Genomic DNA, 22,870 nt, shown 5'->3' on the forward strand with positions numbered 1-22,870 from the left:
CCCTTGCCCGGGAGGCGACGGCCCGGTTACCTTCTCCCGGCCGTACCGGCGTCCCGGACGGCACCGTCCCCGAGGAGGTGTGGAGCACATGCGCAGGAGTGCCCGGCGGTCGAGCCCGCGTACGGACCCGATGCACCTCCTCACGACGGAGACACCTTGTCGCTTCGCATCACCCCGCTGACCGACCCCTCCGACGGGCCGCACCACCGACGCCTCGCCTGGCTGGCGTCCGACGCCGACGCCCACCCCGTCGGTTCGGCCTTCCTGCGCCTGCCCACCGGCGCCGGACAGACCCACCTCGCCGAACTCTCCCTGCACGTTCACCCCGTGGAGCGGCGCGCGGGAGTGGGCACGCGGTTGCTCGACACCGCCGTGGCCGCCGCCCGCGACGACGGCAGGCACGGCGTCGTCGCGCCGGCCGAGGCCGGGACGCCCGGCGACCACTTCCTGTCGGCGCGCGGCTTCCGCACCGTACTCACCCTGCGGTACGCCCGCCTGCCGCTGGCCGGTGTGGACGCCACCGCCCTCGACGAGCTCGTCGAGCGCCCGCGTCCGGGCTACCGGCTGGTCTCCTGGGAGGGAGCCGTCCCCGACGATCTGGCCGGGACGTTCGCCGCCTCCCGGCGCGCCATGGACGACATGCCCATGGAAGGCGCCGACCACGTCGCCGGGGTGTGGGACGTGGACCGGGTCCGGGCGGTGGCGAAGGCCGTCGGCGACCGGGGCGACCTGCTGCACACCGTTGTCGCCGTCGACACCAGCGACGGCTCGGTCGCCGGGTTCACGGAACTCGTCGTCCCCGGCGACCGCACGGGCGACGGACAGCACTACGGCACCGCCGTGCTGCCCGAGCACCGCGGGCACGGGCTGGCCCGGTGGATGAAGGCCGAGTCGATCCGACGGGCCCGCGCCGACCACCCGGGGCTCGGCGGCCTCCTGACCGACACCGCCGAGAGCAACACGTACATGAGGCGCGTCAACGACGACCTCGGCTACGTGCCCACGCACACGGAACTCCAGTACCGGCTGGACCTGTAGCGGGGACGGCGCGGCGGGCCGCACGGGGGAGACGACCCGTCCTCCTCCCGTCCGGCCCGCCGCGCTCCGCCGGGCGGCCGGGAGACCTCACCGCGCGACGAGTTCCCGCAGCACCTCGGCCCGGGCGCCACCCCGCACCCGCGAGGTCCGCCACAGCCACCGCACGTCCCGCCCGAACGACCACACCAGCAGACCCAGCGCCAGTAGCACCACCCCGGCGTTCACCGGCCCCGGCAGCAGGTCGGCGCCCGCGAGCAGCAGCAGGACGCCCTGCAGCGCGGCCACCGTCTTGCGGGCCGTGCTGGGCGGCAGCGGAGCGGTCAGCCACGGCCACACGCGGGCCGCGGCGACGAACACGTACCGCATGCCGCCGATCAGCAGCACCCAGGGACCCAGATCCAGCGCGACGTGGACACTGAGCACCAGGATCAGGAACGCGTCGACCTCCATGTCGAAGCGGGCGCCCAGCGGTGAGCAGGTGCCCGTACGGCGGGCGACCTTGCCGTCGACACCGTCCAGGACCAGGGCCACGGCCGTCAGGCCGACGAGGAGCGAGACGGGCGGTGCGCCGCTGAAGGAGTCGGCGACCAGGGCCGTCACCCCGCCGACCAGGGTGGCCCGGCCGAGGGTCACCCGGTTCGCCGGGCCGAACGAGGCGAGCCGGGAGCGGTGCAGGGCCCGGGAGAGCACCGCCCAGGTCGCGAACGCGAAGGCGAGGCCGGTCAGCCAGCCCGCCGTGCCCATGCCGATCGCGGTACCGAGCAGCGCCAGGAGAAGGACCTGCGCTCCCGCCCCCACCGCCGTCTCCTGCTGTGCGGGCCTCGCGTCGTACGTGTCGTTCAGGGCCACCGAACACCCTCCGGCCGAGTGACAGAGTCGATCAACGCCGCTACCTTGTGCGCGGCCTGTGCATCCCTCGGTACGTGGGCGGCTTCCCGATCGTTCAGGAGGACATCCGATGACCAGCACCGCACGTGCGTTCTGGCTCGACTCGCCCGGCCGGGGCGCCATCCACGACGTGGAGCTGCCCGTCCGGGGCGCGGACGAGGTGCTCGTGCGCACGCTCTTCAGCGGCGTCAGCCGGGGCACGGAGACGCTCGTCTTCGGCGGCCGGGTGCCGGCGAACCAGTACGCGGCGATGCGCGCGCCGTACCAGGACGGCGACTTCCCGGGACCGGTGAAGTACGGGTACCTCAACGTGGGGGAGGTGGAGGAGGGGCCGCGGGACCTCGTCGGCCGCACCGTCTTCTGCCTGTACCCGCACCAGACCCGGTACGTCGTCCCGGCCGCCGCCGTCACCCCGGTGCCCGCGGCCGTCCCCGCCGGGCGGGCCGTGCTCGCCGGCACCGTGGAGACCGCCGTCAACGCCCTGTGGGACGCGGCGCCCCTGGTCGGCGACCGGATCGCCGTCGTCGGCGGCGGCATGATCGGCTGCTCGGTGGCCGCGCTGCTGGCCCGTTTCCCGGGCGTCCGCGTGCAGTTGGTCGATGCCGACCCGGGCCGGGCCGAGGTCGCCGAGGCGCTCGGAGTCGGCTTCGCGCGTCCCGCCGACGCCCGCGGGGGCCTCGACCTCGTCGTCCACGCCAGCGCGACGGAAGCGGGCCTGACCCGGTCACTGGAACTGCTGCGGCCGGAAGGCACCGTGCTCGAACTGAGCTGGTACGGCGACCGCCGCGTCGCCCTCCCGCTCGGCGAGGCCTTCCACTCCCGGCGCCTGACCCTGCGCAGCAGCCAGGTCGGCACCGTCTCCCCGGCGCGCGGCGCCACCCGCTCCTACGCCGACCGGCTCGCCCTCGCCCTGGACCTGCTCGCCGACCCGGCGCTGGACGCGCTCGTCACCGGTGAGTCCGCCTTCGCCGAACTGCCCGACGTCCTGCCCCGGTTGGCTGCCGGCGACCTCCCCGCCCTGTGCCACCGCATCCGGTACGGCGGCGACGACGGCTGAGGCGGGCCGGGCCATCGGCGCCTGACCTTGAGAAAGAGGTACGGGCCGCTGAACAAGGGAGGGCACCGGACCGTAAAGGACGGTACCCGCGCAGCGACCGGCGGGGACCAGACGTGCCACACCTGGAGGGTCGTCCGTTGTTCAGCATCACCGTCCGCGATCACATCATGGTCGCCCACAGCTTCCGCGGCGAGGTCTTCGGGCCGGCGCAGCGCCTGCACGGTGCGACGTTCCTGGTGGACGCCACCTTCCGGCGCGAGCAGTTGGACGACGACAACATCGTCGTCGACATCGGGCTGGCCACCCAGGAGCTGGGCGCCGTCGTCAGCGAGCTCAACTACCGCAACCTCGACAACGAACCGGACTTCGCCGGCGTCAACACCTCGACGGAGTTCCTGGCGAAGGTCATCGCCGACCGGCTCGCCGAACGCGTGCACAAGGGCGCGCTCGGGCAGGGCGCCCAGGGCCTGGCCGGCCTCACCGTGACGCTGCACGAGTCGCACGTCGCCTGGGCGAGTTACGAGCGTGCGCTGTGACCGACACGTCCACCGAACCGGTGGTCGCCGCGACGACGGGGCGTGCCCGTCTCGGTTACGTGCCGGCGCAGGCCCCGGCCGCGCCGGGAAAGGGCGGGATCGTCCCGATGTCCCTGCGCTCCGTGCACTTCGTCGTGCCCGGCGGAGTCGACGACCCGGCCGCACCGAGCGGCGGCAACGCCTACGACCGGCGCATACGGCTCGACCTGCCCGGCTTCGGGTGGCGGGTGCGCGGGCTGCCGGTCGACGGGGCCTGGCCCCGGCCGGACGAGGCCGCCCGTACGGAACTCGCGCGCGTCCTTCGCCGGTTGCCGGACGGTGCCGTCGTGCTGCTCGACGGGCTGGTCGCCTGCGGGGTCCCGGAGATCGTCGTCCCGGAGGCGCGACGGTTGCGCATGGCCGTCCTGGTCCACCTCCCGCTCGGCGACGAGACGGGCCTCGCCCCCGCCGTCGCCGCCGCACTGGACGCCCGCGAACGGGCGGTGCTGCGCGCCGTCTCCGCGGTCGTCGCCACCAGTGACTGGGCGGTGCGCCGGCTCGTCTCCCATCACGGACTGGACCCGGCCCGGGTCCATGTCGCCGCCCCCGGCGCCGACATCGCGCCCCTGGCGCCCGGCACCGACGGCGTCTCCCGGCTGGTGTGCGTCGCCGCCGTCACCCCGCGCAAGGGCCAGCACCGGCTGGTGGAGGCGCTGGCCGCGGTCGCCGACCTGCCGTGGAGCTGCGTGTGCGTCGGCGGGCTCGGACACGACCCGCGGTACGTGGGCCGGCTGCGGGCGCTGATCGCGCGGCACGGTCTGGAGGAGCGGCTGGTGCTCGCCGGACCGCGGTCCGGCGCGGAGCTGGACGCCACCTACGCCACCGCCGACCTCATGGTCCTCACCTCGTACGCCGAGACCTACGGCATGGCGGTGACGGAGGCCCTCGCGCGTGGCATCCCCGTACTGGCCACGGACGTGGGCGGCGTCCCGGAGGCGGTGGGGCGCGCCCCCGACGGCGGCGTGCCCGGCATCCTCGTCCCGCCCGAGGACCCCGCCGCGCTCGCCGCCGAGCTGCGCGGCTGGTTCGGCGAGGCGGACGTACGGCGCCGGCTCAAGGCCGCGGCACGCGGCCGTCGCGCGGCCCTCGACGGCTGGGCGGCCACGGCCAGGAGCCTGGCCGCGGTCCTCCACCGGCTGCCGAGCACCCCCGGGAGGGCGGCATGAGGAGGACCACGGCATCGGCCGCGGGGGCGATCCCGCCTCAGCCCGGCCCCCGGGACGCCACCGAGTCCCGGGAGGACCTCGTCCCCCCGCCGGACCCGGCCGGGAGCCCTACCGGATGGCCCGCCGCCCGGGCCGCCCAAGGCACCGCCGGGCCGTCCGCCGACGGGGGCGAGGAGGGGCCGGCCGCTCAGCGGAACGACGAGCGCGCCACCCTGCGCCTCCGGGAAACGGACGGGCCGGACGGACCGGACGGGCCGGACGAGGAGCCGCAACATCCTGACGACCCCCCGCGCTTCGCCCCCGAGTGGCTGCGGCTCCGCGAACCCGCCGACGCCGCCGCGCGGGCGCGTGAACTGCTGGAGCCGCTCCGCATCCGCCTCGCCGGCCTGCCGGGCCGGGCGGGCGGCCTGGTCGTGCACGACCTGGGCTGCGGCACCGGCTCGATGGGACGCTGGCTCGCCCCGCTGCTCGACGGTGCCCAGCACTGGGTGCTGCACGACCGCGACCCCTACCTCCTGCACTTCGCCGCCGCCGGTGCCCCGCGCTCGGCCGCCGACGGCAGCCGTGTCACGGTCGAGACCCGGCGGGGCGACCTCGCCCGCCTCACCCCGGACGCACTCGCGGGCGCCGGGCTGGTGACGGCCTCCGCGCTGCTGGACGTGCTCACCACCGAGGAGGTCGGCGCCCTCGCCGCCGCCTGCGCCGCGGCCGGCTGCCCCGCGCTGCTGACCCTCTCGGTCGCCGGGCGGGTCGAACTGGCCCCCGCCCACCCGCTGGACGCCGAGATCACCGAGGCCTTCAACGACCACCAGCGGCGGACCGGCCTGCTCGGTCCGGACGCGGTCACCGTGGCGGTGGAGGCCTTCGCGGCGCACGGTGCCACGGTGCGGACGCACCCGAGCCACTGGCGGCTGGGTCCCGGCGAGTCCGCGCTCACCGCCGAGTGGTTGCGGGGCTGGGTGGGCGCGGCCGTCGAGCAGCGCCCCGAGCTGGGGGAGCGGGCCGGCCGCTACCTGGACGAGCGCCTCGCCGCCTGCGCCGCAGAGGAGCTGACCGTCGTCGTGCACCACACCGACCTCCTGGCGCTGTGCCGGCCGACGGGCGGAGCCTCGTGAGCGCATCGGCGGTCCGGGGGGAGACGGTTGCCGGCCCCCGTCCCGCGCCGCGCACCCGCCTGACCACGCGCCTGCCTACCCGCCTGGCCCCCCGTCTGCGCACCCACGTGGGCACCCTCGCGGGCGTCGCCCTCCTCGTCGTACTGCTGTGGCGGACCGGGACCGGCGTCCTGTGGGACGGGCTGCGCCGGATGGACGGGACCGCGCTGTCCGCGGCGCTCGGCATCGGGCTGGTCACCACCGTGCTCAGCGCCTGGCGCTGGGCCGTGGTGGCCCGGGGACTGGGCATCCGGCTGCCCCTCGGCCCCGCCGTCGCCGACTACTACCGGGCCCTGTTCCTCAACGCCGCGCTGCCCGGCGGTGTCCTCGGCGACGTGCACCGCGCGGTACGGCACGGGCGGAGCGCCGGCGACCTCGGGCGGGGCGTACGGGCCGTCGTCCTCGAACGGGCCGCCGGACAGATCGCGTTGATCGGCGTCGGGGCCGCGGTGCTGCTCGTCATGCCGTCCCCGGTACGCGACGAGGCCCGGCAGATCGCTCCCCTCCTCGGGCCGGCCCTGCTCGGCGCGCTCGCCGTCGGCCTCGCCCTCCGCATGAACCGGGCGCCCAACCGCCGGGGGCGGGCCCTGCGGGCGACGCTCGGCGAGGCGCGTACGGCGCTGCTGTCCCGGCGCGCGCTGCCGGGGATCGCGGTGTCGTCCCTCGTCGTCCTCGCCGGGCACCTCACGCTGTTCGTGCTCGCCGCCCGGGTGGCCGGCAGCGGCGCCTCCGTCGCCGTACTCACGCCGCTGGCCGTGCTGGCCCTGCTCGCCATGGGCCTGCCCCTGAACGTCGCCGGCTGGGGCCCCCGGGAGGGCGTCACCGCCTGGGCGTTCGGAGCGGCCGGGCTGGGTGCGGGCACCGGGCTGGGCGTGGCCGTGGTGTACGGGGTGCTCAGCTTCGTGGCCGCCCTGCCCGGCGTCGCAGTGCTCGTCGTCCGCTGGTACGCGGGTCCGCGCACCGGCCCCGGGAGCGCGGGCGAGGCTCCGGTGAACGCCCCGGAGCGCGCCCGCGTACCGGGCGCGCAGCCGCAGCCGCAGCCGCAACCGGCCCCGGGAGGGCCCTACCCGCGCTCACCCACCGGTCCGGGCGCGTCCGCCGCGGTCAGGATCGAGAAGTACGCCCCGAAGGAATCGGCGAGGCTCGCCAGCAGTTCCTTCCCCTTTTCCGCCGAACCGAGTGAAGGACGCCCGATGACACCGGAATCGGTATAGGCGGACATTCCGAGGGAGAGCAGATGACGCCGGTCGTCCGCGATGAAATCGGCGGCCTCGAAACCAGGCCGGACCAATTCGGGATGCGTGTGCAGAAGAATGGAGGTCTCGATTTCCCCCGCGTGCATGTCGGTGAGCAGCGAGGTGGCCACACCCGCCCGCTCCCGCGCCGCCTCCCAGTCCTCCGCGGCCGGGAACAACGCCATCCGCTCGCCGCGTGCGGACGACTCCTGGACGACGTTGCCGAGGACGTAGTTCCCGCCGTGCCCGTTGACCACCACCAGGGCGTCGACGCCCGAGCGGCGCAGCGAGTCCGCTATGTCGCGTATCACCGCGTGCAGGGTCACCGAGGAGACGCTGACCGTCCCCGGCCAGTCCGCGTGCTCGTGCGAGCAGCCGATCGTCACCGGTGGGAGCGGGTGCACCGGGTGCGCGGCGGCGATCTCCCGGGCGATGGCGCAGGCGACGAGCGTGTCGGTGGCCAGCGGCAGGTGCGGCCCGTGCTGTTCGTAGCTTCCGACCGGCAGTACCGCGATCTGCCGGGCCACCCCGCGGCCCCGCCCGCGCACGTCCTCGGTCGTGTCCGTCGGCACCAGTGAAACATCCATTCCCGCACGGCCTTTCGTCTCGGTCGGCAAAACTGTTGAGCCATCTGTTGAGGAACGCGAGAATCATGACAGAAAAAATTGGTGTACTCGGCAAGAAAGCATCGCAGCGCACGGACGTGGAACGGGTGGTGGTGACTCCGCTGCCCACCGTGTACGGGGAATTCCGGGCGTTCGGGTATGTCGACCACGAGCGCGGGGAAGAGCAAGTGGCCCTGGTCCACGGCGATCCGGGGGCCGAGGGCGTGCTCACCCGGCTGCACTCCGAGTGCCTGACGGGCGACGCCTTCGGGTCCCGGCACTGCGAGTGCGGCGACCAACTCGCCTCCGCGCTGTCGGCGGTGGCCGCCGCCGGCAGCGGGGTCGTCGTCTATCTGCGCGGACACGAGGGGCGCGGCATCGGACTGCTCGCCAAACTGCGCGCGATGGCGTTGCAGGCGGAGGGCCTGGACACGGTGGAGGCGAACCTCGCCCTGGGGCTGCCGGTGGACGCCCGCGACTACGGGGTGGCCGCCCGCATCCTGGAGGACCTCGGAGTGCGTTCGGTGCGGCTGATGTCCAACAACCCGCGCAAACGCGAGGCGTTGGTGCGGCACGGCATCCAGGTCGCCGAGCAGGTCCCGCTGCTGATACCGCCTTGCGAGAGCAACATCACCTACCTGCGCACCAAGCGGGAGCGCATGGACCACGTCCTGCCCCACCTGGACGCGGTGGCGCACCTGTCCTGAACGGGGCCGGGCGGACACCGGCCGGCCCCGCCAGGGTCGGTCCGGGTCAGTCCGTCACGGCCTCGTGGACGAGCCGCTTGAGGTCCCGGAAGACCGTGTGCGAGGACCTGGGCCGCACCTGGGTCATGAACTGCACCGTCAGATCACGCCCCGGGTCGACCCAGAAGGTGGTGGTCGCCACCCCGCTCCAGCCGTACGTGCCGAGCCCGGAGGGCGCCTGCGTACGGCTCGGGTCGATCACCACCGAGACGCCGAGGCCGAAGCCGACCCCGTCGTTGCCCGGCTCGTCGTGCGCGGGGCGGCTCCCGACGGCGCGCAGGTCGGCGCCGCCGGGCAGGTGGTTGCGGGTCATGAGGTCCACCGTGGCGGGGGTGAGCAGGCGCACGCCGTCGAGTTCGCCCCGGCGCCGCAGCAGCTCCGTGAAGCGGTGCACGTCGTGCGCGGAGGAGACCAGGCCGCCGCTGCCCGACAGGAACCGCGGCCTGCCCCGCACCGGCAGCCCGGGGACCGGGGCGATGCCGCCGCCGTCCGTCTCCCCGTACAGCTCGGCCAGCCGGCCGGCCTGTTCGTCGGTGACGTGGAAGCCGGTGTCCGTCATGCCGAGCGGCCCGAGGAGCCGTTCGGCGAGGAACACGTCGAGCGGCTGCCCGGACACCACCTCCACGAGCCGCCCCAGCACGTTGCTGGCCACCGAGTAGTTCCACTGGGTGCCCGGCTCGAACTGCAGGGGCAGACTCGCGTACAGGTCGACCGTCCCGGCCAGGTCCGCGCCGGGCCGCACCGACGACTCCAGACCCGCCGCGCGGTACAGCGCGTCGACCGGGTGGGCGTGGTAGAAGCCGAAGGTCAGCCCGGCGGTGTGGGTCATCAGATGCCGGACCAGGACCGGTCCGGCGGCCGGCCGGGTGACGACCTCGTCCGCGGCCCCTGCCACGTACACGCGGGGCTCGGCGAAGGACGGCAGGTACCGGGCCACCGGGTCGTCGAGCGTCAGCCGGCCCTCCTCCACCAGCATCAGCGCGGCCACGGACGTCACCGGCTTGGTCATGGAGTAGATCCGCCACAGGGTGTCGGCGGTCACGGGCAGTCCGGCCGCGAGGTCACGCCGGCCGTGCACGGTCAGATGGGCCACGCGTCCGCCGCGGGCGAGGGCCACCAGGAACCCCGGCAGCCGCCCCTCGTCGACCTCCCGGGCGAAGTGTCCGTCGAGCCGGTCCAGCGCCCCGGTGTCCAGCCCGGCCTCGCCGGCGTCGACCTCCTGCCGCAGCGGTGCCATCGCCATCGCCCTCCTTGGTCGTTCGTCGAGGTGCGTGCGGCCTACCCCGCGCGAGCGCCTTCAGACCTCGGGACGGCGCATTTCGCCGCTGCGCGCCCCGAGGGCGGGAGGGGATCCGGTCAGGCCGTCACCGTCTCCGGCCGGGCCGTGTCCCGCCGGGCGCGCTCGCCCAGCTCCTCCGTCGGCACCGCGTGCGTCTCGCGGGCCGTGAGCGCGGCGATCACCGGCGGGACGCACAGCGCCGCCGTGAACAGCGCCACCGCGAGCCAGTCGTCACCGTCCGGCCCGGCGATCCGCGCGGCGAAGGTCACCGCGAAGCCGGCCACCGCGAAGCCGATCTGCGTACCGATCGCCACCCCGGACAGCCGGACCCGGGTGGAGAACATCTCGCCGTAGAACGCGGGCCACACGCCGTTCGCCGCGCTGTAGACGACGCCGAAGGCGAGGATGCCGGTCAGGAACGTCAGCGGGTAGGACCCGGACGAGATCGCCCACAGGTACAGGAACATCGTCACCGCGCTGCCGACCGCGCCGACCAGGAACACCGGGCGCCTGCCGATCCGGTCGGACAGCGTCGCCCACAGCGGGATCGCGGCGAGCGCGACGACGTTGGCGAGGGCACCCACCCACAGCATGGCGGTACGGGACATGCCGACCGAGTCGCTGGTGGCGTACGCCAGTGCCCAGACCGTGAAGATCGTGCTGACCGAGGCGACGAGCGCGCCCCCGACCACCCGCAGCACGTCCGCCCAGTGGTCGCGCGCCAGCACCACGAGCGGCATCTTCTCGACCCCCTCCGTGGCGGCCTGCTGTGCGAAGGCCGGCGTCTCGTCGAGCTTGCGGCGGATGACGAAGCCGACGACGGCGACCAGGACGCTCAGCCAGAACGGCACGCGCCAGCCCCAGGACAGCAACTGCTCCTCGGGGAGCGCGGCCACGGGCAGGAACACCAGGGTGGCGAGCAGTTGCCCGCCCTGGGTGCCGCTGAGGGTGAAACTGGTGAAGAAGCCCCGTCGGCGCGGTGGCGCGTGCTCCAGGGTCATCGAGTTGGCGCTGGCCTGTTCGCCCGCCGCCGAGATGCCCTGCAGCACGCGGCAGGCCACCAGCAGGACCGGAGCCAGCGTGCCGACCTGGTCGCGGGTGGGCAGACAGCCGATGAGGAACGTCGAGACGCCCATCAGGACCAGCGTGAACACCATGATCTTCTTGCGGCCCATGCGGTCGCCGATGTGACCGAGGAAGAACGCGCCGACCGGGCGGGCCGCGTAGGCGACACCGAAGGTGGCCAGCGACAGCAGGGTCGCGGTGGCCGGGTCGGACTCGTCGAAGAAGATCTCGGGGAAGATCAGCGCGGCGGCACTGCCGTAGATGAAGAAGTCGTAGTACTCCAGGGCGCTGCCGATCCAGGCGGCGGTCGCGGCCTTCTTCGGCTGGCCGGGCGGGGCGGCGCCCTGGGACGCGGGGGCGGGGACGGACACGGCGTTGCTCCTTCGGGGGACTCCACGGTAGGCGGAGTGAGCGGAGGGGAGAAGTGCCGATCGGCTAATTAACCCACTGGGTAGTTAGTCGCGGTTGGGAAGGGATGTTGCGCGCACGTTTCCCGCGTGTCAAGGGGTGCCGTCGTCCCGCCGCCCCGCGCGGTCAGTGCGCGGCGCGCTCCGCCGTGAGGTAGGCGATCACCATGTCGCCCAGCATGGCGCGGTAGTGCTCGCGCTGCGCCGGGTCCACCAGGTCGCGGCCGAACAGCGCACCGAAGGTGTGCCGGTTGGCGACCCGGAAGAAGCAGAAGGAGCTGATCATGGCGTGCAGGTCGACGGCGTCCACGTCGGCCGTGAACAGGCCGGACCGCTGTCCCTCCTCCAGGATGCGGCGGATCACGTCGAGCGCCGGGGAGCCGATGCTGGCGAGCATCTCGGAGGAGGCGATGTGCTCGGCGTCGTGGATGTTCTCGATGCTGACCAGGCGGATGAAGTCGGGATGCCGCTCGTGGTGGTCGAAGGTGACCTCCGCGAGGCGCCGGATGGCCGCCACCGGGTCCAGGTGCTCGACGTCGAGCCGCTGCTCGGCCTCCCGGATCACGCTGTACGCCCGCTCCAGCACGGCCGTGAACAACTGCTCCTTGCCGCCGAAGTAGTAGTAGATCATCCGCTTCGTGGTGCGGGTGCGGGCGGCGATCTCGTCCACGCGGGCGCCGTCGTAGCCGGCCCGGGCGAACTCCCGCGTGGCCACGTCGAGGATCTCGGCCTGGGTGCGGGCGGCGTCGCGGGTGCGCGCGCCGGATCGTGCCGGTTCGTCGACGCTGGTCATCGGGATCCTTCGGCTGCGGGGCGACGGGTGCGGTGGGGTGTGCCGGTGATTCTAGAAGCCTCCCGCTTCCCAGACGCCCCGCCCTCCTGCTATGACTAACGTACTGGTTCGTACATTGCGCTCGGGTGGAGATCCGAGCCGCTCAGGAGGTCCCCGGTGTCCAAGGACTCGTATCTCGTCGGGCTGATCGGCTCCGGCATCGGTCCCTCGCTCAGCCCGGCCCTGCACGAGCGGGAGGCCGACCGGCAGGGCCTGCGCTACCTGTACCGGCTGATCGACATCGACGCCCTCGGTGTCCCGCCGGAGGCGGTGGGCGACCTGGTTCGCGCGGCCCGCGACCTGGGCTTCGACGGTCTGAACATCACCCACCCCTGCAAGCAGCTGGTCATCGAGCACCTGGACGCCCTCGCCCCCCAGGCGGAGGCACTCGGCGCGGTCAACACCGTCGTCTTCGACGACACCGGCCGGGCCACCGGCCACAACACCGACGTCACGGGTTTCGCCGCGTCCTTCGCCCGGGGACTGCCCGACGCCCCGCTGGAGCGGATCGTGCAGCTCGGGGCGGGCGGCGCGGGGGCCGCCGTCGCCCACGCCACGCTCACCCTGGGCGCCGCACGGGTCACCGTCGTCGACGCGGTGCCGGAACGGGCCGCCGCCCTCGCCGCCTCGCTGAACCGGCACTTCGGGGACGGCCGCGCCGCCCACGCCACGCCGGACGCGCTGCCGGGGCTGTCGACCACCGCCGACGGCATCGTGCACGCCACCCCCACCGGCATGGCCGCCCACCCGGGGCTGCCCCTGCCCGCCGAGCTGTTGCACCCCGCGCTGTGGGTCGCCGAGGTCGTCTACCGCCCGCTGGAGACCGAGCTGCTGCGCACCGCCCGCGCGCTGGGCTGCGCCACCCTCGACGGCGGCGGCATGGCCGTCTTCCAGGCGGCCGACGCGTTCCGGCTGTTCACCGGGCGGGAACCCGACGCCGTGCGGATGCTCGCCGACATCACCGACCTGGCGGGCACCCTCGGGGCCCCGCAGCAGGCAAGCAGTGGAAAGAGGTAGCCACGTGCGGACGTCCATCGCCACCGTTTCCCTCAGCGGGTCCCTCACCGAGAAGCTCACCGCCGCCTCCCTGGCCGGCTTCGACGGCGTGGAGATCTTCGAGAACGACCTGCTGGCCAGCCCGCTCACCCCCGAGGAGGTCAGCGCCCGCTGCGCCGACCTCGGCCTCACCATCGACCTCTACCAGCCCATGCGGGACATCGAGGCGCTGCCCGAGGCGGAGTTCGCCCGCGCCCTGCGCCGCGCCCGGCACAAGTTCGAGCTGATGCGCAGGCTCGGCGCGGACACCGTCCTGGTCTGCTCCAGCGTCTCCCCGCACGCGCTCGACGACGACGCCCTCGCCGCCGAGCAGCTGAGCCGACTGGCCGGCCTGGCCGAGGAGCACGGCGTCCGCGTCGCCTACGAGGCGCTCGCCTGGGGCCGGCACATCAGCACGTACGACCACGCCTGGCGTGTCGTCGAGGCGGCCGGGCACCCGGCGCTCGGCACCTGCCTGGACAGTTTCCACATCCTCTCGCGCGGCAGCGACCCCAAGGGCATCGAGGACATTCCGGGGGAGAAGATCTTCTTCCTCCAGCTCGCCGACGCCCCGCTGCTCGCGATGGACGTGCTCCAGTGGAGCCGCCACTACCGCTGCTTCCCGGGCCAGGGCGGCTTCGACGTCGCGGGGCTGGTGCGGCACGTCCTGCGCGCCGGGTACGACGGCCCGCTCTCCCTGGAGGTCTTCAACGACGTCTTCCGGCAGTCCGAGGCCGGCTCCACGGCCGTGGACGCCCGGCGCTCGCTGCTGACGCTCCAGGAGACCGTCGGCCTCGCCACGCCGCCCCCGTCCTCCCCGCCCACCGGGATCGCCTTCGCCGAGCTGGTCACCCCGGACGCCGCACCGGTCACGGCCGTGCTCGGCGCGCTGGGCTTCGCCAGGACCGCCCGGCACCGCGGGAAACCCGTGGACCTGTGGCAGCGGGGCGAGGCCCGCGTCCTGGTCCATACCGGACCGGGCGAACGCCGTGACGGCACCCGGCTCGCCGCCGTCGGCCTTCAGTCGCCCGACCCCGCCGGGGCCGCCCGCCGCGCCGAGGCGCTGCTGGCTCCGGTCCTGCCCCGCCGCCGCGCCCCCGGGGACGCCCCGCTGGAGGCCGTCGCCGCGCCCGACGGCACGGAGCTGTTCTTCTGCGCCACGGAGCGCCCCGGACCGCCCGACCGGCAGGCCACCCGGCAGCCCGACCGGCAGCCCGACTGGCGGGCCGACTTCGAGGACACCGGCGAGGACGCCTGGGACAGCGAGGACGCCGAGGACGGCGCGGCCTGGCGCGTCGACCACCTCTCCCTCGCCCAGCCCTGGCACCAGTTCGACGAGGCGACCCTGTTCCACCGTAGCGTGCTCGGTCTGCGCCCGCAGGAGAGCGTGGACGTCGCCGACCCCTACGGACTGCTGCGCTCCCGCGCCGTCACCACCGAGGACGGCGCCGTCCGCATCGTGCTGACCGTCGGCGCGGCCCCCACCGACGACACCGCGCACGCCCAGCACATCGCCCTGGCCACCGACGACGTGGTGGTCGCCGCCCGCCGCTTCCGCGCCGCCGGAGGCCAGCTGCTGCCGATCCCCGCCAACTACCACGACGACCTCGCCGCCCGCTACGAGTTCGCCGACGGGGAGCTGGAGACCTACCGGGAACTGGGCATCCTCTACGACCGCGACGCGCACGGCACCTTCCGGCACTGCTACACGCACACCGTCGGACGCGTCTTCTTCGAACTCGTCCAGCGGGACGGCGGCTACCGCGGCTACGGGGCGGTGGGCGCCCCGGTCCGACTGGCCGCGCAGCACGCGGTGCGGGGCTTCACTGGCGGCTGACGGTGCGGGTCAGACCGGTGATCACCGTCGTGGCCAGGATCCAGCCCGTGATGATCAGGAGGTACGCCAGCGTCTGGTGCCCGCCCTCGGGGGCGAACGCGTTCTCCTGGCCGAAGGAGATCACCGGCAGCAGCAGGTCCAGGGTGTAGAAGACCGGGTCGAATTCGGGTGCCTCGGCCGGCTTCAGCGGCGCCGGATGGTCCAGGCCGTACGCCACCGAGCCGATCGCGAGCAGCGACAGCAGCCAGCCGCCCGCCCGCAGCGGCCGGAAGCCGTACCCGACGGTGACGTCCTGGAGGTGTCCCCACAGGCGGCCGTACCAGGGCAGCGTGCGCCGGCGCCGCCGCTGCTTGGCCAGCTGCACCCGCCGGGCCGCGTCGTCGTCGCCGATCCGGCGGTACGCGGCGGTCAACTGCTCGTAGGTGAAGGGCAGGTAGCTCTCGCCCAGCTCCAGCATGGGCAGCCGCCGTTCGGCGGGCTCGTGCGGGATGAGCGAGGTGTAGGCGAGGTCGTTCAGCTGCACCCAGTCCGGTACCGCCTCGGGTTCCACGAACAGCACGTCCACCTGGGCGCGGCGCAGGTTCAGGGTGCCCTCCACCTTCGGGCACTGGCGCAGCCACAGCTCGCCGATCACGGTACTGCTCGCGCGCAGCGCGGTGCCCCCGGGATGCGACAGGCGCGCCATCGACAGGTCCAGCCGGCCGGGTATCCGAGCGCCCCGGAACTCCAGCCGGCCCCGGACCTCGGCCTGCCGCAGCAGCACGTCGGCCTCGGCAGCGAGCGTCTCGGCGTGCAGGGCGGTGCCGTCGGGCCGGTCGAGGACCGCGTCGGCGAGGTTGACCGTCCCGGCCACCCGAGCGCCGGTCAGCCGCACCTCGCCGCGGGCGCGCAGTCCCGGCGCCCACAGGTCGGCGCCCAGCACCGCCTGGTTCAGCTGGAGCACCGGCCCCTCGGTGTCCGGTGCGTGGAGGTCCGTGCTCTCCAGGTACAGGCTCCCGGTGACCTCCGCGCCGCCGAGCCGCACCATCCCGGAGAACCGGGCGCGGGTCAGCCGCAGCACGCCCTCCACCCGGACCGCGTGCGCGATCAGACCGGGCAGCGCCGACTCGCTCAGGTTCACCTCGCGCAGCCGCGCCGCGTACAGCCGGGGCGTCTCCTCGAAGTGGCAGTGCCGCAGCCGCACGGGGTGCTCGACCGTCGCGTACTGCAACTCCAGGCTGCCGGTGACGCGCGCCCCGGCCAGGCTGAGGGCGGCCACCTCGCCCTCCTGCCGGGGGCCGTCCAGGAGCAGCGCCCTCAGCACGCCCGCGCGCACGGTCCGTTCCGGCCCCCAGGAGCCGCCGCCCGCCGGGTCCTCGTCGTCCGCCGTGCGGAAGTCCACGTGGGTGCCGGTGGCGAACGCCCGCCAGACGCGCGCTTCGGCCGGTGTCAGGTCGTTGATCTCCATCAGGGAGGGACTCTGACCCGAACCGGCCGATCACGTCAACGCGCTTTCGAGGCGGTCTACTTCTGGGCGGCCTCCACGGCGTGCCCGCCGAACTGGTTGCGCAGCGCGGCGATCATCTTCATCTGCGGCGAGTCGTCCTGCCGGGAGGCGAACCGGGCGAACAGCGACGCCGTGATCGCGGGCAGCGGCACCGCGTTGTCGATGGCCGCCTCCACGGTCCAGCGGCCCTCACCGGAGTCCTCCGCGTAACCGCGCAGCTGGTCCAGGTGGTGGTCCTCGTCGAGGGCGTTGACGGCCAGGTCCAGCAGCCAGGAGCGGATCACCGTGCCCTCCTGCCAGGAGCGGAAGACCTCGCGGACGTTGTCCACGGAGTCGACCTTCTCCAGCAGCTCCCAGCCCTCGGCGTAGGCCTGCATCATGGCGTACTCGATGCCGTTGTGGACCATCTTGGAGAAGTGCCCCGCGCCGACCTTGCCGGCGTGGACGTAGCCGTAGGGGCCGTCGGGCTTGAGCGCGTCGAAGATCGGCTTGAGGTCGTCGACGACCTCCTTCTCACCGCCGACCATCAGGGCGTAGCCGTTCTTCAGGCCCCACACACCGCCCGAGACGCCGGCGTCGACGAAGTTGATGCCGCGCTTGGCCAGCTCCTCGGCGTGCTTCTCGTCGTCCGTCCAGCGGGAGTTGCCGCCGTCGATGACGGTGTCGCCGTGCCGGAGCAGGTTCGCCAGCTGGTCGATGACGCCCTGGGTGGCGGCGCCGGCCGGCACCATCACCCAGACCGCGCGCGGCCGCTCCAACTGCTCGACCAGGTCGACCAGGCTGGTGACGTCGGCCCTCTCCGGATTGGTGTCGTACCCGACGACGGTGTGGCCGGCGTTGCGCAGGCGCTCGCGCATGTTGCCGCCCATCTTGCCGAGACCAACAAGACCGATCTGCATGTCAGTGCCCTTCCTTCAGTTCACGGTAGGCGGCCACCAGCGCGGCCGTGGAGGGGTCGAGGCCGGGCACGTCCGCGCCCTCGGTGAGGGCCGGCTCGACGCGCTTGGCCAGCACCTTGCCCAGTTCGACGCCCCACTGGTCGAAGGAGTCGATGTTCCAGACCGCGCCCTGCACGAACACCTTGTGCTCGTACAGCGCGATCAGCTGGCCGAGGACGGAGGGGGTCAGCTCGGCGGCCAGCACGGTGGTCGTGGGGTGGTTGCCCCGGAAGGTGCGGTGCGGCACCTGCTCCTCGGGCACGCCCTCCGCGCGGACCTCCTCGGCGGTCTTGCCGAAGGCCAGCGCCTGCCCCTGGGCGAACAGGTTGGCCATCAGCAGGTCGTGCTGGGCCTTCAGCTCGTCGCTCAGCTCGGCCACCGGCCGGGCGAAGCCGATCAGGTCGGCCGGGATCAGCTTGGTGCCCTGGTGGATCAGCTGGTAGTAGGCGTGCTGGCCGTTGGTGCCGGGCGTGCCCCACACCACCGGGCCGGTCTGCCACTCGACGGGGCGTCCCTCGCGGTCCACCGACTTGCCGTTGGACTCCATGTCCAGCTGCTGGAGGTAGGCGGTGAACTTCGACAGGTAGTGGCTGTACGGCAGCACCGCGTGCGACTGGGCGTCCATGAAGTTGCCGTACCAGACGCCCAGCAGGCCCAGGATCAGCGGTGCGTTGACGGGTGCCTCGGCGTTCTGGAAGTGCTCGTCGACGATGCGGAAGCCGTCGAGCATCTCCCGGAAGCGGTCCGGGCCGATGGCGATCATGAGGGAGAGCCCGATCGCCGAGTCGTACGAGTAGCGGCCGCCGACCCAGTCCCAGAACTCGAACATGTTGGCCGTGTCGATGCCGAAGCCGGCGACCTTCTCCTCGTTGGTCGACAGGGCCACGAAGTGCCGGGCGACCGCCTTCTCGTCGCCGTCCAGCCCCGCCAGCAGCCAGGAGCGCGCCGAGGTCGCGTTCGTGATCGTCTCGATCGTGGTGAAGGTCTTGGACGCCACGATGAACAGCGTCTCGGCCGGGTCCAGGTCCCGGACCGCCTCGTGCAGGTCGGCGCCGTCCACGTTGGACACGAACCGGAAGGTGAGCGAGCGGTCGGTGAAGGCCCGCAGCGCCTCGTACGCCATCGCCGGACCGAGGTCCGAGCCGCCGATGCCGATGTTGACGACGTTGCGGATGCGCTTGCCGGTGTGGCCGGTCCACTCGCCGGAGCGGACCCGGTCCGCGAAGGCGGCCATCTTGTCCAGTACGGCGTGCACCTTCGGTACGACGTTCTCGCCGTCGACCTCGATCACCGCGTCCCGGGGCGCCCGCAGCGCGGTGTGCAGCACCGCCCGGTCCTCGGTGATGTTGATCCGCTCACCGCGGAACATGGCGTCCCGCAGCTCGGCCACGCCCGTGGCCTCGGCGAGTTCCCGCAGCAGGGCCAGCGTGTCGTCGGTGACCAGGTTCTTGGAGTAGTCGATGCGCAGGTCGCCGACGCGCACGACGTACCGCTCGGCGCGCCCGGGGTCGTCGGCGAACAGCTCGCGCAGGTCCGGCCGCGGCAGCGCGTCCTTGCGGTGGTCCGCCAGCGCGGTCCACTCGGGGCGCCGGTCGAGCTTGGGGGTGTCAGACATGGACAGGGGTCTCCTTGCCGGCCGCGCCGCGCAGGGCGATGGCGTACATCTCGTCGGCGTCGAGGCGCCTGAGCTCCTCGGCGATGAGTTCGGAGGTGGAGCGGACCTTCAGCGCGAGGGACCGCGGGGGCTGGTCGGGCAGGGTCATCGTGGCGAGCGGGCCCTCCGGCCGGTCGATGAGGATCTCGCCGTTCGCGGTGCCCAGGCGGACGGCCGTGACGACCGGACCGTCGGTGACCACCCGGTCGACCCGCACGTCCAGCCGGGCCTCCAGCCAGCGGGCCAGCAGCTCGGCCGCCGGGTTGTCGGCCTCGGCCTCCACGGTGGCCGAGGTCACCGGCACCCGGGCCTGGTCGAGCGCGGCGGCCAGCATGGAGCGCCACAGCGTCAGCCGGGTCCAGGCGAGGTCGGTGTCGCCGGGCGCGTAGGTGCGGACCCGCCGCTCCAGGACCTCCATCGGCCGCTCGACCGCGTAGAGGTCGGTGATCCGGCGCTGGGCCAGCGCCCCCAGCGGGTCCTTCGCCGGGTCGTCCGGCGCCTCCACCGGCCACCACACGACGACCGGGGCGTCCGGCAGCAGCAGCGGCAGCACGACGGAGTCGGCGTGCTCGGACACCTCGCCGTACATGCGCAGCACGACCGTCTCGCCGGTGCCGGCCTCGGAGCCCACCCGGACCTCGGCGTCGAGGTGCGAGCGGGTGCGGTCGCGCAGGTTGCGGGCGTGCCGCTTGATGACGACCAGGGTGCGCGAGGGGTGCTCGTGCGAGGCCTCCTCGGCCGCCTTGATGGCGTCGTAGGCGTTCTCCTCGTCCGTGACGATCACCATCGTCAGGACCATGCCCACGGCCGGCGTGCCGATGGCCCGGCGGCCCTGCACCAGCGCCTTGTTGATCTTGCTTGCCGTGGTGTCGGTCAGGTCGATCCTCATGGCCTGCGCCAGCTCCGTCCGTCTCGTGCGAGCATCTCGTCGGCTTCCCGCGGTCCCCAGCCGCCGGAGGCGTACTGCGCGGGCCGCTCGTGCGTGGCCCAGTACTCCTCGATCGGGTCCAGGATGCGCCAGGACTCCTCCACCTCCTGGTGGCGGGGGAAGAGGTTGGCGTCGCCCAGGAGGACGTCCAGGATCAGCCGTTCGTACGCCTCCGGGCTGGACTCCGTGAAGGACTCGCCGTACGCGAAGTCCATCGACACGTCCCGGATCTCCATCGAGGTGCCGGGCACCTTCGAGCCGAACCGCACCGTCATGCCCTCGTCCGGCTGGACGCGGATGACGATGGCGTTCTCGCCCAGCTCCTCCGTGGCGGTGGAGTCGAAGGGGGAGTGCGGGGCCCGCTGGAAGACCACCGCGATCTCGGTGACCCGGCGGCCCAGCCGCTTGCCGGTGCGCAGGTAGAAGGGGACGCCCGCCCAGCGGCGGTTGTCGATGCCCAGCTTGATCGCGGCGTAGGTGTCGGTCGTGGAGGCCGGGTCGATGCCCTCCTCCTCCAGGTAGCCGGGCACCTGCGCGCCGCCCTGCCAGCCGCCCGCGTACTGCCCGCGCACCGTGTGCTCGCCGAGGTCGTCCGGCAGCCGTACCGCCTTCAGCACCTTCAGCTTCTCGGTGAGCAGCGAGGGGGCGTCGAAGGAGGCGGGCTCCTCCATGGCGGTGAGGGCCATCAGCTGGAGCAGGTGGTTCTGGATGACGTCGCGGGCGGCGCCGATGCCGTCGTAGTAGCCGGCCCGGCCGCCGATGCCGATGTCCTCGGCCATGGTGATCTGCACGTGGTCCACGTAGGACCGGTTCCAGATCGGCTCGTACATCTGGTTGGCGAAGCGCAGCGCCAGGATGTTCTGGACGGTCTCCTTGCCCAGGTAGTGGTCGATGCGGAAGACCTGCTCCGGGTCGAACACCTCGTGCACCAGCGCGTTCAGGTCGCGGGCGCTGTCCAGGTCGTGCCCGAACGGCTTCTCGATGACCGCGCGGCGCCAGGAGCCCTCGGGGGCGTCGGTCAGCCCGTGCTTCTTGAGCTGCTGGACGACCTTGGGGAAGAACTTCGGCGGCACCGAGAGGTAGAAGGCGTAGTTGCCGCTGGTCCCGCGGGAGGCGTCCAGCTCCTCCACGGCCGCGCGCAGTTGTTCGAACGCGTCGTCGTCGTCGAAGTCGCCCGGGATGAAGCGCATGCCCTCGGCCAGCTGCTGCCAGACCTCCTCGCGGAACGGCGTGCGCGCGTGCTCCTTGACGGCGTCGTGCACGACCTGCGCGAAGTCCTGGTCCTCCCAGTCCCGGCGCGCGAAGCCGACCAGGGAGAAGCCCGGCGGCAGCAGACCGCGGTTGGCCAGGTCGTACACGGCCGGCATCAGCTTGCGGCGGGACAGGTCGCCGGTGACGCCGAAGATGACCAGCCCGGACGGGCCGGCGATCCGGGGGAGGCGGCGGTCCTGGGGATCGCGCAGCGGGTTGCTCCAGTCGAGCGGTGCCGCGGGCGCCACGGTCCGCCCGGCCGCGCTCTCCTGCTTCGCGTCCTCGGCGGCACGGGCCGCCCCGGCCTTCTTGGCGGCCCGGGCGGGCCTGCCCGTCCTCGCCGCCTTCGGTGCCCCGGCGGCCGCGGCCTGTTCGGCCTCCTCGGCGTGCAGCGGCCCCGCGGCCTCCTGCGCGGCCTCGGCCTCCTTGGCCTCCTTCGTCGCCTTGGTCTCGTGGACCGTCGTAGCGGGAAGGTCCTCGCTCATTCCCCGTCAACTCCCTTGCTGTCGAGGGACTTCGTCACGGCGTCGAGCAGGTCCTGCCAGGCCGCCTCGAACTTGGCCACGCCTTCCTGCTCCAGCTGCTGCACCACCTCGTCGTACGCGATACCGAGCCGCTCCACGGCCTCCAGGTCCGCCCGGGCCTGGGCATAACCACCGGTGACCGTGTCGCCCCGGACGTCGCCGTGATCCGCGGCGGCGTCCAGGGTGGCCTCCGGCATCGTGTTCACGGTGCCGGGAGCGACCAGCTCCTCCACGTACAGGGTGTCCCGGAATGCCGGGTCCTTCACCCCGGTCGACGCCCACAGGGGGCGCTGGGGGTGGGCGCCGGCGCCGGCGAGGGCGGTGAAGCGGTCGCCGGCGAAGACCTCCTCGTACGCCTCGTAGGCCAGCCGTGCGTTGGCCAGGGCCGCCTTGCCCCGCAGGGCGAGGGCCTCGTCCGTGCCCAGCAGGGACAGCCGCTTGTCGATCTCGCTGTCGACGCGGGAGACGAAGAAGGAGGCGACGGAGTGGATGTCCGCCAGGCCGAGCCCGGCCGCCCGGGCCTTCTCCAGGCCGGCGAGATAGGCGTCCATGACCTCGCGGTAGCGCTCCAGGGAGAAGATCAGCGTGACGTTGACGCTGATGCCGGCGCCGATGACCTCGGTGATCGCCGGGAGACCGGCCTTCGTCGCCGGGATCTTGATCATCACGTTGGGGCGGTCCACCAGCCACGCCAGCTGACGGGCCTCGGCGATGGTGGCCCGCGTGTCGTGGGCGAGCCGCGGGTCGACCTCGATGGAGACCCGGCCGTCCCGGCCGCCGGTGGCGTCGTACACCTCGCGCAGCACGTCGGCGGCGGCGCGGACGTCGGCGGTCGTCATCATGCGGACCGCCTCGTCGACGGTGACGCCCCGGGTCGCGAGGTCGGCGAGCTGCTCCTCGTAACCCTCTCCGGAGCCGATCGCGGCCTGGAAGATCGAGGGATTGGTGGTGACGCCGACGACGTTCCTCGTCGCGATCAGCTCGGTGAGGTTGCCGGACTCGATCCGCCGCCGCGACAGGTCGTCCAGCCATACGGAGACGCCCGCCTCGGACAGGCGTCGCAGTGCTCCCGCGGTCGCGGTCGCTTCGGTCACAGTGATCATCTTCTCTTTCTGCGGTTCCTCGTGGGTTCTTCCCGCGGCCGGCCCGGCCGGTGCGGTCGGACGCGGT

Annotated in this window: 19 protein-coding genes and 1 pseudogene; 9 read left to right on the plus strand and 11 right to left on the minus strand. The window is 73.4% G+C overall.

Translation table 11 applies throughout. The annotated features are described in order from the left end of the window. Positions 1 to 156: 156 nt before the first annotated feature. A complete protein-coding gene (locus tag ACGF5T_RS26765) occupies positions 157 to 1,038 on the plus strand; it encodes a GNAT family N-acetyltransferase (RefSeq protein WP_356610936.1) in 882 nt (293 codons plus the stop codon). An 87-nt stretch (positions 1,039 to 1,125) separates the two neighbouring features. On the opposite strand, the gene ACGF5T_RS26770 is transcribed toward ACGF5T_RS26765, so the two are convergent. Then, a complete protein-coding gene (locus ACGF5T_RS26770; RefSeq protein WP_356610935.1) occupies positions 1,126 to 1,887 on the minus strand; it encodes a CDP-alcohol phosphatidyltransferase family protein in 762 nt (253 codons plus the stop codon). A gap of 109 nt (positions 1,888 to 1,996) precedes the next feature. On the opposite strand from ACGF5T_RS26770, the gene ACGF5T_RS26775 reads away from it, so the two are divergent. The 5 genes from ACGF5T_RS26775 to ACGF5T_RS26795 all read left to right on the plus strand — a co-directional run bounded on the left by ACGF5T_RS26775 (position 1,997) and on the right by ACGF5T_RS26795 (position 7,092). After that, positions 1,997 to 2,983, plus strand: a complete 987-nt coding sequence (locus ACGF5T_RS26775; protein ID WP_356610933.1) for a zinc-binding alcohol dehydrogenase — start codon at positions 1,997 to 1,999, stop codon at positions 2,981 to 2,983. A gap of 137 nt (positions 2,984 to 3,120) precedes the next feature. Further along, positions 3,121 to 3,519 carry a 6-carboxytetrahydropterin synthase gene (locus ACGF5T_RS26780; protein WP_356610931.1) on the plus strand — a complete coding sequence of 133 codons (399 nt, stop codon included), beginning with the start codon at positions 3,121 to 3,123 and terminating at the stop codon, positions 3,517 to 3,519. Next, entirely contained in the window at positions 3,516 to 4,724 is a 1,209-nt protein-coding gene (locus ACGF5T_RS26785; protein ID WP_356610930.1) for a glycosyltransferase family 4 protein, read from the plus strand. The genes ACGF5T_RS26780 and ACGF5T_RS26785 overlap by 4 nt, the downstream gene beginning before the upstream one ends. Further along, the gene (locus ACGF5T_RS26790; protein WP_366767445.1) at positions 4,721 to 5,839 is read left to right on the plus strand and encodes a trans-aconitate methyltransferase; all 1,119 of its coding nucleotides are present in this window, start codon (positions 4,721 to 4,723) and stop codon (positions 5,837 to 5,839) included. Before ACGF5T_RS26785 ends, ACGF5T_RS26790 begins: the two co-directional genes overlap by 4 nt. Next, complete coding sequence (locus ACGF5T_RS26795) at positions 5,812 to 7,092, plus strand: lysylphosphatidylglycerol synthase transmembrane domain-containing protein (RefSeq protein WP_392889454.1); 1,281 nt, start codon at positions 5,812 to 5,814, stop codon at positions 7,090 to 7,092. The genes ACGF5T_RS26790 and ACGF5T_RS26795 overlap by 28 nt, the downstream gene beginning before the upstream one ends. Here ACGF5T_RS26795 and ACGF5T_RS26800 read toward each other — a convergent pair. Beyond that, positions 7,065 to 7,700: pseudogene (locus ACGF5T_RS26800) on the minus strand (creatininase family protein); the annotation flags it as partial. The gene ACGF5T_RS26795 and the pseudogene ACGF5T_RS26800 sit on opposite strands and share 28 nt — an antisense overlap. 65 nt (positions 7,701 to 7,765) lie before the next feature. Here ACGF5T_RS26800 and ribA point away from each other — a divergent pair. Continuing rightward, positions 7,766 to 8,425 (plus strand): GTP cyclohydrolase II, encoded by a 660-nt coding sequence (ribA, locus tag ACGF5T_RS26805; protein ID WP_366767447.1) that lies wholly within the window; start codon positions 7,766 to 7,768, stop codon positions 8,423 to 8,425. Positions 8,426 to 8,471: 46 nt separating this feature from the next. Here the strand turns inward: ribA and ACGF5T_RS26810 are convergent, their stop codons facing one another. From ACGF5T_RS26810 to ACGF5T_RS26820, 3 genes are all read right to left on the minus strand, one after another. After that, positions 8,472 to 9,701 (minus strand): serine hydrolase domain-containing protein, encoded by a 1,230-nt coding sequence (locus tag ACGF5T_RS26810; RefSeq protein WP_356610978.1) that lies wholly within the window; start codon positions 9,699 to 9,701, stop codon positions 8,472 to 8,474. 119 nt (positions 9,702 to 9,820) lie between these two features. Continuing rightward, positions 9,821 to 11,179 carry an MFS transporter gene (locus ACGF5T_RS26815; protein WP_356610923.1) on the minus strand — a complete coding sequence of 453 codons (1,359 nt, stop codon included), beginning with the start codon at positions 11,177 to 11,179 and terminating at the stop codon, positions 9,821 to 9,823. Between the two features lie 163 nt (positions 11,180 to 11,342). Continuing rightward, entirely contained in the window at positions 11,343 to 12,008 is a 666-nt protein-coding gene (locus ACGF5T_RS26820) for a TetR/AcrR family transcriptional regulator (protein WP_063483628.1), read from the minus strand. Positions 12,009 to 12,164: 156 nt separating this feature from the next. On the opposite strand from ACGF5T_RS26820, the gene ACGF5T_RS26825 reads away from it, so the two are divergent. Beyond that, on the plus strand, positions 12,165 to 13,064 hold the full coding sequence (locus ACGF5T_RS26825; RefSeq protein ID WP_361018209.1) for a shikimate dehydrogenase: 900 nt from the start codon (positions 12,165 to 12,167) through the stop codon (positions 13,062 to 13,064). Positions 13,065 to 13,068: 4 nt separating this feature from the next. Next, positions 13,069 to 14,919 (plus strand): TIM barrel protein, encoded by a 1,851-nt coding sequence (locus tag ACGF5T_RS26830; RefSeq protein ID WP_366767448.1) that lies wholly within the window; start codon positions 13,069 to 13,071, stop codon positions 14,917 to 14,919. Here ACGF5T_RS26830 and ACGF5T_RS26835 read toward each other — a convergent pair. Genes ACGF5T_RS26835 through tal form a run of 6 tightly spaced genes read right to left on the minus strand, consistent with a single transcriptional unit; the run spans position 14,906 to position 22,803 of the window. Continuing rightward, positions 14,906 to 16,366, minus strand: coding sequence for a membrane-associated oxidoreductase (locus ACGF5T_RS26835; protein WP_366767449.1), 1,461 nt, complete (start codon positions 16,364 to 16,366; stop codon positions 14,906 to 14,908). The two genes, ACGF5T_RS26830 and ACGF5T_RS26835, sit on opposite strands and share 14 nt — an antisense overlap. A 56-nt stretch (positions 16,367 to 16,422) precedes the next feature. Then, positions 16,423 to 17,304: a phosphogluconate dehydrogenase (NAD(+)-dependent, decarboxylating) gene (gene gnd / locus ACGF5T_RS26840; protein ID WP_356610915.1), complete on the minus strand. Its 882-nt coding sequence runs from the start codon at positions 17,302 to 17,304 to the stop codon at positions 16,423 to 16,425. A gap of 1 nt (position 17,305) precedes the next feature. Beyond that, positions 17,306 to 18,958: a glucose-6-phosphate isomerase gene (gene pgi / locus ACGF5T_RS26845; protein WP_356610913.1), complete on the minus strand. Its 1,653-nt coding sequence runs from the start codon at positions 18,956 to 18,958 to the stop codon at positions 17,306 to 17,308. Continuing rightward, positions 18,951 to 19,886 (minus strand): glucose-6-phosphate dehydrogenase assembly protein OpcA, encoded by a 936-nt coding sequence (opcA, locus tag ACGF5T_RS26850; protein ID WP_356610911.1) that lies wholly within the window; start codon positions 19,884 to 19,886, stop codon positions 18,951 to 18,953. The genes pgi and opcA overlap by 8 nt, the downstream gene beginning before the upstream one ends. Then, positions 19,883 to 21,661, minus strand: coding sequence for a glucose-6-phosphate dehydrogenase (gene zwf, locus ACGF5T_RS26855; protein ID WP_356610909.1), 1,779 nt, complete (start codon positions 21,659 to 21,661; stop codon positions 19,883 to 19,885). The genes opcA and zwf overlap by 4 nt, the downstream gene beginning before the upstream one ends. After that, a complete protein-coding gene (tal, locus tag ACGF5T_RS26860) occupies positions 21,658 to 22,803 on the minus strand; it encodes a transaldolase (RefSeq protein WP_356610907.1) in 1,146 nt (381 codons plus the stop codon). The genes zwf and tal overlap by 4 nt, the downstream gene beginning before the upstream one ends. Positions 22,804 to 22,870: the final 67 nt, after the last annotated feature.

It is taken from the genome of Streptomyces sp. NPDC047853, assembly GCF_043204535.1.
Lineage (GTDB): Bacteria > Actinomycetota > Actinomycetes > Streptomycetales > Streptomycetaceae > Streptomyces.

Coding starts and splice junctions, on each gene's coding strand:
- tal (WP_356610907.1), bottom strand. CDS start 22,803: ATGATCACTGTGACCGAAGCGACCGCGACCGCGGGAGCACTGCGACGC.
- ribA (WP_366767447.1), top strand. CDS start 7,766: ATGACAGAAAAAATTGGTGTACTCGGCAAGAAAGCATCGCAGCGCACG.
- ACGF5T_RS26835 (WP_366767449.1), bottom strand. CDS start 16,366: ATGGAGATCAACGACCTGACACCGGCCGAAGCGCGCGTCTGGCGGGCG.
- ACGF5T_RS26810 (WP_356610978.1), bottom strand. CDS start 9,701: ATGGCACCGCTGCGGCAGGAGGTCGACGCCGGCGAGGCCGGGCTGGAC.
- zwf (WP_356610909.1), bottom strand. CDS start 21,661: ATGAGCGAGGACCTTCCCGCTACGACGGTCCACGAGACCAAGGCGACG.
- ACGF5T_RS26775 (WP_356610933.1), top strand. CDS start 1,997: ATGACCAGCACCGCACGTGCGTTCTGGCTCGACTCGCCCGGCCGGGGC.
- opcA (WP_356610911.1), bottom strand. CDS start 19,886: ATGAGGATCGACCTGACCGACACCACGGCAAGCAAGATCAACAAGGCG.
- gnd (WP_356610915.1), bottom strand. CDS start 17,304: ATGCAGATCGGTCTTGTTGGTCTCGGCAAGATGGGCGGCAACATGCGC.
- pgi (WP_356610913.1), bottom strand. CDS start 18,958: ATGTCTGACACCCCCAAGCTCGACCGGCGCCCCGAGTGGACCGCGCTG.
- ACGF5T_RS26790 (WP_366767445.1), top strand. CDS start 4,721: ATGAGGAGGACCACGGCATCGGCCGCGGGGGCGATCCCGCCTCAGCCC.
- ACGF5T_RS26820 (WP_063483628.1), bottom strand. CDS start 12,008: ATGACCAGCGTCGACGAACCGGCACGATCCGGCGCGCGCACCCGCGAC.